Origin of the sequence: Pseudomonas sp. TH08, assembly GCF_016651275.1 — a bacterium.
Classification (GTDB): Bacteria; Pseudomonadota; Gammaproteobacteria; order Pseudomonadales; family Pseudomonadaceae; genus Aquipseudomonas.
The window spans coordinates 1421043-1433015 of record NZ_JAEKEE010000001.1; the positions used below are offsets into that span (position 1 = coordinate 1421043).

Genomic DNA, 11973 nt, shown 5'->3' on the forward strand with positions numbered 1-11973 from the left:
TCAGCGTGTGATCCAGTTCCTGTTTTGAACTTTCCGACATACGGTCAATCTGGTTGCCATCATCCGACGCAGCGCCACGTTTTGCTGTGATTCAAGACAAGAAGTTCTGGGAAATTTTTATCATGCGTTTGCACCTGTTCAAGGCCCTACCGTTCGCCCTCGCCGCCTCATTCGTACAAGCACAATCCTTACCAGAAGCCATGCAGCAGGCCTTGGATGTCCATCCGGAAATCCAGGCAGGGGTCAACAGTCGTTTGGCCGCGGATTATCAGTTAAGAGCGGCAAAAGGTGGATACCTGCCGAAGGTTGATCTGCTCGGCGGTTATGGCCGTGAAGGCACCGACAGCGTGACCACCCGCGCTAACGCTGGCGGCAATCACTACGAAACGCTGAACCGTGGCGAGTCAAGTTTACGTCTCTCGCAAATGGTTTTTGACGGTTTTGCCACGTCCAGCGAAGTCGGGCGTCAACAAGCCACCGTTAACTCTCGTGCCTACTCTTTGCTTGGTACCTCCGAGCGCACCGCGCTGACCGTTGCCCAGGTGTATCTGGACGTGCTGACCCGCCGTGAGTTCGTGCGTCTGGCCGAGGAAAACCTCAAGAGCCACCAGCGCATTTACGACCAGATCCAGCTGCGCACCCAGCGCGGCGTCGGCAGCGGTGCCGACCTCGATCAGGCCGAAGCGCGGATGGCCCAGGCCCGTAACAACCTGATCACCGAGCAGACCAATCTGGCCGACTCGGAAACCAACTTCCTCAGCGCCGTTGGCCAGATGCCCGATCAACTGGAGCGTCCGGCGCCGTTCATGGCGATGATGCCGGCCAACTTGAATGAAGCTCGCACGCAGATGCTGGAAAACAGCCCGATCCTGCGTTCGGCCGAGTCCGACATCGCTGCAGCCGAGAAGCAGTACGAAACCGCCAAGTCGACCTTCTACCCACGCTTCGACGCCGAACTGGGCCGCACTGCCGACAACGATCTGGATGGTCAGAACGGCCACAATAATGAATGGCAGGCCATGTTGCGCATGCGCTTCAACCTGTATTCGGGTGGCAGCAACAAGGCTGATCTGGAATCCAAGTCGTACCTGTCGAACCAGGCGCTGGACATCCGCAACAACGCCCTGCGTCAGTTGAACGAAGAACTTGGCCTGGCCTGGAACGCCTTGAACAACGCTAACGCGCAAGTGCCGATTGCTCAGCAGTACGTTGATCACAGCACCGCGGTGCGCACCGCTTACCAGCGTCAGTTCAGCCTCGGCGAGCGCACCCTGCTCGATTTGCTCGACAGCGAAAACGAACTCTTCACCGCGTCGCGCCGTTTGGCTGAAATCAAAAACATTCAGTTATTTACTCAGTACCGAATCAAGGCGACCATGGGCGAGTTGCTCAGAAGCCAGGGAGTGGTCGCACCGTTGGCATCCGTTGTGCAGAACGACGTGAAGCCCAAGGTTCAGCTGCCTGGGATGAATTGAGTTATCCTTTTTCAACTGTCAAAGAGTGTCGAGCGTGGAATCAGAAGTCAGTCGAGTTCATCTCAGTCATGATCCACGCGCGTTGCACGACGATCCATTACTGGATGGTCTGCTCGCCCTTTGCATGCTGCACCAGAAGCCCGCCAGCGCGGCGATGCTGACCACCGGCCTGCCGCTGCCCAAACAACGCCTGAGTATCGAGTTGCTGCCCCGTGCGGCGGCTCGCGCCGGCCTGCAAGGTCGGGTGTTGCAGCGCAAGCTGGAAGAAATTCCGGCGATCGCCATGCCGGCGTTGTTGCTGCTCAAGGATGGCCGCAGCGCCGTCCTGCTCGGCTGGCAGGGTGACAACGAAGCGCGGGTTCTGCTCAGCGAAGCCGACGGTGGTGAGTCGCTGGTCAGTCGTGAATTGTTGGCCGACGATTACATCGGCAAGGTCTTTTTTGCCCAGCCGCAACACAAATTCGACGTCAACCACGGCACGCTGATTCCGCGTGCGCGCTCGTGGTTCCGCGACACCCTCAAGCGTTCGCGCTGGCTGTACGCCGATGCGATCGCGGCGAGTTTCCTGATCAACATCATCGCCATGGCCGCGCCGCTGTTCGTGATGAACGTCTACGACCGCGTGGTACCGAACCAGGCTGAGGCAACCCTGTGGGTACTCGCCCTGGGCATCACTGGCGCGTACATTTTCGACCTGATCCTAAAGAGTCTGCGCGCCCTGTGCTTGGACCTGGCCGGGAAGAAAACCGACCTGATCATCTCCGCGACGCTGTTCGAGCGCATCGTCGGCATGGCGATGAAATACCGCCCGGCGCGGGTCGGCAGCTTTGCGCAGAACATCCACGAGTTTCAGAGCCTGCGCGACTTCCTTGCCTCGCTGACCCTGACCAGCCTGATCGACCTGCCGTTCACCATCCTGATTTTCATCGTCATCGCCATTCTCGGCGGGCATCTGGTGTGGATTCCGGTGCTGGCGTTCCCGATTGCCCTGCTGATCGGCTACGCCTTGCAGAAGCCTCTGGTGGCAACCATGGAACGCACCATGGCCCTCGGCGCCGAGCGCCAGTCGAGCCTAATCGAAACCCTCGCCGGCCTCGACGCGGTCAAGGTCAACAACGCCGAGAGCGAACGCCAATATCAGTGGGAACAGACCATCGGCACCCTCAGCCGCCTCGAACTGCGGGTGAAAATGCTCTCCGGCCTGGCGATGAACATCACCTTGCTGATTCAGCAATTGGCCGGGGTGATCATGATCGTCTTCGGCGTGTACCAGATCATCGATGGTCACTTGAGCATGGGCGGTCTGATTGCCTGCTACATGCTCAGCGGTCGCGCGCTCAGTCCGCTGGCGTCGCTGTCGGGTCTGCTGACCCGTTATCAGCAGGCGCGGGTGACCATGACCTCGGTCGACCAGATGATGGAGCTGCCGCAAGAGCGCAACTTCGAAGAACGCCCGCTGAGCCGCAAGGTTCTGCAAGGCGCCATCGAGTGCCGCCAGCTCAATTTCACCTACCCGGAACAACAGAACCCGGCGCTGAAGAACATCAACCTGGTGATTCGTCCCGGCGAGAAGATCGGCATCATCGGCCGCAGCGGTTCGGGCAAGAGTTCGCTGGCAAAACTGCTGGTCGGCCTGTATCAACCGGACGAAGGTGCGTTGCTGGTCGACGGTGTGGATATCCGCCAGATCGACGTCAGCGAGCTGCGCTACAACATCGGCTACGTGCCGCAAGACATCCAGTTGCTGGCCGGCACCCTGCGTGACAACCTGGTCTCCGGCGCGCGTTATGTCGAAGACGAACTCGTCCTGCAAGCCGCCGAACTGGCTGGCGTCCATGAATTCGCCCGCCTGCACCCGCAAGGTTATGAGCTGCAAGTCGGCGAGCGTGGGCAGAACCTCTCCGGTGGTCAGCGGCAGAACGTTGCGCTGGCCCGTGCGCTGTTGCTCAACCCGCCGATCCTGTTGATGGATGAGCCCACCAGCGCCATGGACAACACTGGCGAAGAACGCCTCAAGCAACGCCTCGCGGCGGTGATCGAAAACAAGACCGTGGTGCTGGTGACGCACCGGGCATCGCTGTTGTCGCTGGTGGATCGTCTGCTGGTGATCGACCGTGGACAGATTCTCGCTGACGGCCCGAAAGCCGCGGTGATGGAAGCGTTGAAGAAGGGGCAGATCAGTGTTGCTTAAGTCGGGTTTCAAGGATTCGATCCGTCGCTACTTCAAGGGCACTGCCTCGCTGCAGGGCCAGCCGCTACCAGAGGTCAACAAGGCACTGATCGAGGACGCCCCGCGCGTCGTGCGCCTGACCATCTGGGCGATCATCGGCTTCTTCGTATTCCTGATGCTGTGGGCCAACTTCGCCGTGATCGACGAAGTGACCAAGGGCGACGGCAAGGCGATTCCGTCGTCGAAGATTCAGAAGATCCAGAACCTTGAGGGCGGCATCGTCTCTGAGCTGTTCGTCAAGGAAGGTCAGATCGTCGAGGCCGGCGCGCCGCTGATTCGTCTCGACGACACGCGTTTTGCCTCCAACGTCGGCGAAACCGAAGCCGATCGGCTGTCGATGTTGCTGCGCGTCGAGCGTCTGAGCGCCGAGGTCGACGACCGTCCGCTGAATTTCCCCGAGGACGTGCTCAAAGCCGTGCCGGGTCAGGCGAAAAGCGAAGAATCGCTGTACATCAGCCGCCGTCAGCAACTGCACGACGAGATCGGTGGCTTGCAGGAGCAGTTGATTCAGCGTCAGCAAGAGCTGCGCGAATTCGGCTCCAAGCAAGCGCAGTATCGTCAGCAACTCGGCTTGCAGCGTCAGGAAATCAACATGTCCGAGCCGCTGGTGGCGCAGGGCGCGGTGTCCCCGGTTGAAGTGCTGCGGCTCAAGCGTGCCGAAGTGGAAACCCGTGGGCAGCTCGACGCCACTACGCTGGCAATCCCGCGTGCGGAATCGGCGATCAAGGAAGTACAGCGCAAAATTGATGAAACCCGCGGCAAATTCCGCAGTGAAGCGCTGACCCAACTCAACGAAGCACGCACCGACCTGAACAAGGCCAGCGCGACCGGCAAGGCGCTGGAAGATCGTGTCAGCCGTACGCTGGTCACCTCGCCGGTACGCGGCATCGTCAACAAGTTGCTGGTCAACACCATTGGCGGCGTGATCCAGCCGGGTAGCGACATGGTCGAAATCGTCCCGCTGGACGACACCCTCCTTGTCGAAGCGAAGATCCGTCCACAGGACATTGCCTTCCTGCATCCGGGGCAGGAAGCGATAGTGAAATTCACCGCGTATGACTACACCATTTATGGCGGGCTGAAGGCCCAGCTGGAGCAGATCGGCGCTGACACCATCACCGACGAAGACAAGAAAACCACCTACTACGTGATCAAGGTACGCACTGAGCGCAGCCACTTGGGTACTGATGACAAGCCGTTGCTGATCATCCCGGGGATGGTTGCGTCGGTGGACATCATCACCGGCAAGAAGTCGGTGCTGAGCTACCTGCTCAAGCCGATCATCCGCGCCCGCGCTGAAGCTCTTCACGAGCGTTGATTTTATAGTGGATTCGCTGGCCTCATCGTCGGATCGCCGCCCGGAGCCGGCTCACTCCTACAGTAACCGCATTTCTCCAGATGGAATGCGATCCCTGTAGGAGCCGAGCTTGCTCGCGAAGGCGTCCGCCCCATTCGCCACATCCTGCCCATAAGTGACAAAAACTGTCACTCACCATCCAGTTCATTCCTCACCATTCGCCATATCGTTATTCGCTAACGGTATTTAATTTCCAATTCTTATAGCTATAAAGTCAATCCCCTGCGTACCTGCCGACCAATCGGCGCGCCGCACGACCTGAACCAACACGCAATCCAGCGTGAGTTTCTGATCGACGCGCGCGCCCATGAGCGCGCCGTGCGTGGGAGATTGAAAGATGTCCGCAGCTACTGCTTCCCCAAGCGCCGCGAGCGCCGCGCCGCAAGCCTTCGAGATTCTTCCGTTCAGCGGTGCTGTCGGTGCCGAAATCATCGGCCTCGATCTGACCCGTCCGGTCAGCGACGAGGATTTTGCGCGCATTCACCGCGCGCATCTGGATCACCATGTCGTGGTGTTCCGTGACCAACGCATCACCCCGCAACAGCAGATCGACTTCAGCCGCCGCTTCGGCGTGTTGCAGATCCATGTGCTCAAGCAGTTCTTGCTGGCCAATCACCCGGAAATCCTCATCGTTTCCAACATCGTCGAAAACGGCCAGAACATCGGCCTCGGCGATGCTGGCAAATTCTGGCACTCCGACCTCTCTTATAAAGAGCTGCCAAGTCTCGGCTCGATGCTCCACGCGCAGGAACTGCCATCCGAAGGTGGCGACACCTTGTTCGCTGACATGCACAAAGCCTGGGACAACCTGCCCGAAGCGCTGCGCAAAGCGGTCGAAGGGCGCTCTGCCGCGCATTCCTACACCGCGCGCTACAGCGAAACCAAATTCGAGGGCAACTGGCGTCCGACCCTGACGCCCGAGCAGTTGGCGCAAGTCGCCGAAGTGGTGCACCCGATCGTGCGTACCCACCCGGAAAACGGCCGCAAGGCGCTGTTCGTCAGTGAAGGTTTCACCACGCGCATCGTCGGCCTGCCAGAGGACGAGAGCCAACAACTGCTCGCCGAGCTCTACGCCCACAGCGTGTTGCCACAAAACATCTACCGCCATCAGTGGCAGCCCCACGACATGGTGTTCTGGGACAATCGTTCGCTGATCCATCTCGCTGCCGGCTGCCCCGCGCACCTGCGCCGCAAGCTGTTTCGCACGACCATTCAGGGCGACGCGCCTTTCTGATTCGCCGGAGATTCGATCATGTCCAAACGTCTTCCATTTGCACCGCTGGCCGCCGCCATTGGTCTCGGTTTCAGCCTGATCGCCGGCAGCCTGGTGGCGCCGACCGTGGCCCACGCTGAAGGTGAAATCCGCATCGCCGAACAGTTCGGCATTGTCTATTTATTGCTCAACGTAGTGCGCGATCAGGGCCTGATCGAAAAGTACGGCAAGCAGGAAGGCCTTGATATCAAGGTCGACTGGACGCAGCTGTCAGGTGGCGCCGCCGTCAACGATGCGTTGCTCTCCGGTTCCATCGACATTGCCGGCGCTGGCGTCGGGCCGTTGCTGACCATCTGGGATCGCACCCATGGCAAGCAGAACGTCAAAGCCGTGGCCTCGCTGGGCAACTTTCCTTACTACCTGGTGAGCAACAATCCCAAGGTCAAAACCATTGCTGACTTCACCGAGAAGGATCGCATTGCGGTGCCGGCGGTGGGCGTCTCCGTGCAGTCGCGTTTCCTGCAATACGCAGCGGCCAAGCAGTGGGGCGACAAGGAATTCAATCGCCTCGACAAGTACACCATCGCCGTTCCGCACCCGGACGCCACTGCGGCGCTGATCGCCGGTGGCACCGAGTTGACCGGGCATTTCTCCAATCCGCCGTTCCAGGATCAGGCGCTGGAAAACCCGAACGTGCATGTCGTGCTCAATTCCTACGACGTGCTCGGTCCGAACTCGCCGACCGTGTTGTTCGCCACCGAGAAATTCCGCAACGACAATCCGAAAACCTACAAAGCCTTCGTCGAAGCGCTGACCGAAGCCGCGCAATTCGCGCAGAACGATAAAGGTGCGGCGGCCGACACCTACATCCGCGTGACCAATGCCAAGATCGACCGCGCGGCCTTGCTGAAAATCATCGACAACCCGCAGTTCGAATTCAGCGTCACGCCGAAAAACACTTATCCACTGGCCGAGTTCCTCTACCGCGTTGGCGCGATCAAGAACAAGCCTGAGTCGTGGAAGGACTACTTCTTCCAGGATGCCAAACCGCTGCAAGGGAGCTGACCGACATGAACGCCCCTTTGCCAGGCCACGCGGCCAGCAACCCGATCGCCACAGCGCAAGCGCTGCTGGCGGTGGATCAAGTCAGCCTTGAATACCGCACGCCGCAACGGGTGGTGCGGGCCACTCACCAGGTCAGTTTCGAAGTCGATCAGCAGGATCGCTTCGTGCTCCTTGGCCCCTCCGGTTGCGGCAAATCGACGTTGCTCAAAGCCGTCGCAGGGTTTATTGCGCCGTGCGAAGGCGAGATTCGTCTGCAAGGTCAGCGCGTCGACGCGCCGGGGCCGGACCGGATTGTGGTGTTTCAGGAGTTCGATCAACTGCCACCGTGGAAAACGGTGAAGCAGAACGTGATGTTTCCGCTAATCGCCTCGCGCACCCTAAAGAAAAAACAAGCCGAAGAGCGCGCGCTGCACTATCTGGAAAAAGTCGGTCTGGCGGCGTTCGCCGATGCTTACCCGCACACGCTGTCCGGTGGCATGAAAGCGCGCGTGGCGATTGCCCGGGCGTTGGCAATGCAGCCGAAAATTCTCCTGATGGATGAGCCGTTTGCCGCGCTGGATGCGCTGACCCGTCGCAAGATGCAGGAAGAGTTGCTGCTGCTCTGGGAAGAAGTGCGCTTCACGCTGTTGTTCGTCACGCACTCGATTGAAGAGGCGCTGGTGGTCGGCAATCGCATCCTGTTGCTGTCGCCGCATCCGGGGCGGGTGAGGGCGGAAGTGCACAGCCATCAATACGATCTGCAGAGCCTCGGGGGTGTGGCGTTTCAGGCGTCGGCGCGGCGCATCCATCGACTGTTGTTCGACGAAGGCCAATCGCCGGAAACCGAGCGCGACCACGATTTCAACGACATTCGCATCGCTTATTGAGCGGCCAGGAGGATTGCCCGATGAGCCATTCATCGTCTGCACGACAAGAGTTCGAAACGATTCTCGAGCCGCTGACCAGCGTGCCGGTCGAGCGCGAGTTACCGCTGAGCCAACGGCTGTGGCAACAGGGTTGGCTGCGTAAAAGCCTGATCCTGATTTTGCTGGCGGTCATCTGGGAAATCGTCGCCCGGGTACAGAACAACGATTTGCTGTTACCGAGCTTCCTACAGACCAGTCATGCACTGTACGAAGGTCTGCTCAGCGGCGAATTGCTGGGCAAGGTGTGGATATCGTTGGTGGTGCTGCTCAAGGGTTACCTGATCGGTATCGTGTTGGCGTTTGCCCTGACCACGCTGGCGGTTTCGACCCAGTTTGGACGGGACCTGCTGAGTACGCTGACTTCGATGTTCAATCCGCTGCCGGCGATTGCCTTGCTGCCGCTGGCCCTGCTGTGGTTTGGGCTGGGGCAGAACAGTCTGATTTTTGTACTGGTGCATTCGGTGCTGTGGGCGCTGGCGCTGAACACCTACGCGGGGTTTCTCGGTGTGTCGGAAACCTTGCGCATGGCCGGGCGCAATTATGGGCTGAAGGGCATGTGCTTTGTGCTGTTCATCCTGATTCCGGCGGCGCTGCCGTCAATTCTCGCCGGGCTGAAGATTGGCTGGGCGTTCGCCTGGCGCACGTTGATCGCGGCTGAACTGGTGTTCGGGGCGACCAGCGGCAAGGGTGGACTGGGTTGGTACATCTTCCAGAATCGCAATGAGCTGTACACCGACAAGGTGTTTGCCGGGTTGGCGGTGGTGATCCTGATCGGCTTGCTGGTGGAGAACCTGGTGTTCGACACATTGGAGCGGGTGACGGTGAAGCGTTGGGGCATGCAGCGCTGATTGTGTGGCGTGGCGGCTGGCCTCATCGCGAGCAGGCTCACTCCTACAATGGATCGGCGTCGTACAAAATTTGTGATCTGCGAGGATCAAATGTAGGAGTGAGCCTGCTCGCGATAGCGTCGGTCATGCCACCGCCAACTTTGCAGAATGTTTGCTAGCATTGCGTCCGGATCAATCCAGATCCGCTACGAGTGCTCAGCATGCAACTCCCGGACATGAACCTTCTGGTCGCCCTCGACGCATTGCTCGACGAGGGCAGCGTGGTTGGCGCCGCCAGACGGATGAACCTCAGCCCGGCGGCGATGAGCCGCACCCTGACGCGCATCCGCGAAGCCATCGGCGATCCGATTCTGGTGCGCGCCGGCCGTGGCCTGGTGCCAACGCCCAAGGCCTTGGAGCTGCGTGAACAAGTGCGTGATGTGGTCGAGCAGGCGGCCTTGCTGTTTCGTTCGGCCGACGAGGTCGATCTGAGCACCTTGCGTCGCCGCTTCAGTATTCGCGCCAACGATTTTTTCATCGGCGTGTACGGTGGCAAGCTGTTCGACACCCTTGATCAAATGGCGCCGCACTGTGAGCTGCGCTTTGTCCCGGAAGGTGATGGCGACGATGAAGCGCTGCGTGAAGGGCGGATAGACCTGAGCGTGAGCAACACTCGCCCCGTCAGCCCGGAAGTCAAAGTGCAGAATCTGTTTTCCACCCATTTCGTTGGCCTGGTGCGCGAGGATCATCCGCTGCTCGACGGCGAAATCACCGCGGAACGTTACGCCGGGTTTTCTCACATCAGCATGTCGCGCCGTGGCATTGCTCGCGGCCCTATCGATACGGCGTTGAACGCTTTGGGCCTGGAGCGGCGGGTGGCGGTGATTGCGCCGAGTTTCCATGCAGCGATGTTTGCCTTGCCTGATTCCGATCTGATCTTGCCGGTGCCCAAGGAGGCGTTGCTCAGCGTGCGGCGGTTAGGCCTGAAGCTGCGCTCGTTTGACCTGCCGATCCCGTTGCCGACGTTGATGTTGACCCAGGCCTGGCACCCGCGTTTCGACAAGGATCCGGCGCACCGTTGGCTGCGCGAAACCCTGAAGACTTGCTGCGACGAAACCTGGCTGGCCGCCCAGCCATAATCTGCGAACCAACACAAAACCCCTGTAGGAGTGAGCCTGCTCGCGATAGCGGTGTATCAGTCGCCAAAAATATCGACTGAAATAGCGCCATCGCGAGCAGGCTCACACCTACAGTGGATAGTTGTGTCTGGCGCACTTATAAACTGCCAATAAGTCAATTTTAGTCAGTACAAAGCCCGACTAAGATGCTCCGGTATTTTTCTTCCCGGAGTAGCTATTTCATGACATCCCTGACGGTCACGGCGCCCATCGCTGCGGCCAACCCGGCGACGGCGGCTGCGCCACCGGTGTTCGGGGCGCGGATCATCGTTGGTCTGGTCGGCGTGCTGCTGGCAGTGCTGGTGTCGGGCCTCAACGAGATGGTGACCAAGGTTGCCCTGGCCGACATTCGCGGCGCGCTGAACATTGGTTACGACGAAGGCACCTGGCTGGTGTCCTTTTACGCCGCGACGTCGGTCGCGGCCATGGCCTTCGCGCCGTGGTGCTCGGTGACCTTTTCGCTGCGCCGCTTCACCCTCAGCGCGATCAGTCTGTTCACCTTGCTCGGCGTGCTCTGTCCGTTCGCCCCGAATTACGAAAGCCTGCTGCTGATGCGTACCCTGCAGGGCCTGGCCGGCGGTGCATTGCCGCCGATGCTGATGACCGTCGCGCTGCGCTTCCTGCCGCCGAATTTCAAACTCTATGGCTTGGCCGGTTACGCGCTGACGGCCACTTTCGGCCCTGGCCTCGGCACACCGCTGGCCGGGTTGTGGACTGAATACTTCGGCTGGCAATGGACGTTCTGGCAAATCATCGGGCCGTGCCTGATTGCCATGGTCATGGTGGCTTACGGCATTCCGCAGGATCCGCTGCGCCTGGAACGCCTCAAAACGTTTAACTGGAAAGGGCTGCTGCTGGGTTTTCCGGCGATCTGCATGCTGGTGATCGGCCTGTTGCAGGGCAATCGGCTGGACTGGTTTGAGTCCAATCTGATCTGCGCGCTGCTCGGCTGTGGATCTTTGCTGTTGGTGGCTTTATTGATCAACGAGTGGTCGCAGCCGATTCCGTTTTTCAAAATGCAGATGCTCGGCATCCGCAACCTCTCGTTCGCGCTGATGACCCTGGCCGGCGTGCTGGTGGTGCTGCAAGCGGTGGTGTTGATTCCGTCGAGCTATCTGGCGCAAGTGCAGGGTTATCGCCCGGTGCAGACCGCGCCGATCATGCTGATCGCGGCGTTGCCGCAGTTGCTCGCGCTGCCGCTGGTGGCCGCGCTTTGCAACTTGCGCTGGGTCGATTGCCGCTGGGTGCTGGGGATCGGTTTGAGCATGCTGGTGCTGTCCTGCCTGGGCGGGTCGCTGCTGACCGCGGAATGGATTCGCGACAATTTCTACGTCCTGCAATGGCTGCAGATTTTCGGCCAGCCGATGTCGGTGTTGCCGCTGTTGATGCTCTCGACCGGCAGCATTCAGCCAATGGACGGGCCGTTTGCCTCGGCATGGTTCAACACTGTGAAAGGTCTGGCGGCGGTCGTCGCCACCGGGGTGCTCGAGGCGCTGACCACGGCGCGTCTGCATTTTCACTCGACCATGCTGGTCGACAGCCTCGGCAACTCACCGTTGGCCGACCGCAGCGATCCGGGCCTTGCTCATCGCCTGCACGAACAGGCCGTGGTGCTGACGTCTTCTGATCTCTACGTGTGCATGGCTGGCGTCGCAGTGACGCTGATCCTGCTGATTTTCTGGCTGCCGACGCGGATCTTTCCACCGCGCGCACCGACCTGATT

Annotated in this window: 9 protein-coding genes; all 9 read left to right on the forward strand. The window is 60.1% G+C overall.

All coding sequences use genetic code 11. From position 1 onward, the window contains the following. Positions 1-122: 122 nt before the first annotated feature. A complete protein-coding gene (locus JFT91_RS06640) occupies positions 123-1475 on the forward strand; it encodes a TolC family outer membrane protein (RefSeq protein ID WP_201231878.1) in 1353 nt (450 codons plus the stop codon). Positions 1476-1509: 34 nt separating this feature from the next. Further along, the gene (locus tag JFT91_RS06645; RefSeq protein WP_201231879.1) at positions 1510-3666 is read left to right on the forward strand and encodes a type I secretion system permease/ATPase; all 2157 of its coding nucleotides are present in this window, start codon (positions 1510-1512) and stop codon (positions 3664-3666) included. Further along, positions 3656-5023: an HlyD family type I secretion periplasmic adaptor subunit gene (locus JFT91_RS06650; protein ID WP_201147924.1), complete on the forward strand. Its 1368-nt coding sequence runs from the start codon at positions 3656-3658 to the stop codon at positions 5021-5023. Before JFT91_RS06645 ends, JFT91_RS06650 begins: the two co-directional genes overlap by 11 nt. Before the next feature lie 376 nt (positions 5024-5399). Then, a complete protein-coding gene (locus JFT91_RS06655) occupies positions 5400-6296 on the forward strand; it encodes a TauD/TfdA dioxygenase family protein (protein WP_201231880.1) in 897 nt (298 codons plus the stop codon). 18 nt (positions 6297-6314) lie between these two features. Further along, complete coding sequence (locus tag JFT91_RS06660) at positions 6315-7340, forward strand: ABC transporter substrate-binding protein (RefSeq protein WP_201231881.1); 1026 nt, start codon at positions 6315-6317, stop codon at positions 7338-7340. 5 nt (positions 7341-7345) lie between these two features. Continuing rightward, complete coding sequence (locus JFT91_RS06665; protein WP_201231882.1) at positions 7346-8206, forward strand: ABC transporter ATP-binding protein; 861 nt, start codon at positions 7346-7348, stop codon at positions 8204-8206. 20 nt (positions 8207-8226) lie between these two features. After that, positions 8227-9093: an ABC transporter permease gene (locus JFT91_RS06670; RefSeq protein ID WP_201231883.1), complete on the forward strand. Its 867-nt coding sequence runs from the start codon at positions 8227-8229 to the stop codon at positions 9091-9093. A 200-nt stretch (positions 9094-9293) separates the two neighbouring features. Beyond that, positions 9294-10211, forward strand: a complete 918-nt coding sequence (locus tag JFT91_RS06675) for a LysR family transcriptional regulator (RefSeq protein WP_201231884.1) — start codon at positions 9294-9296, stop codon at positions 10209-10211. Positions 10212-10432: 221 nt separating this feature from the next. Continuing rightward, complete coding sequence (locus tag JFT91_RS06680; RefSeq protein ID WP_201231885.1) at positions 10433-11971, forward strand: MFS transporter; 1539 nt, start codon at positions 10433-10435, stop codon at positions 11969-11971. The last annotated feature ends 2 nt before the right edge of the window (positions 11972-11973 follow it).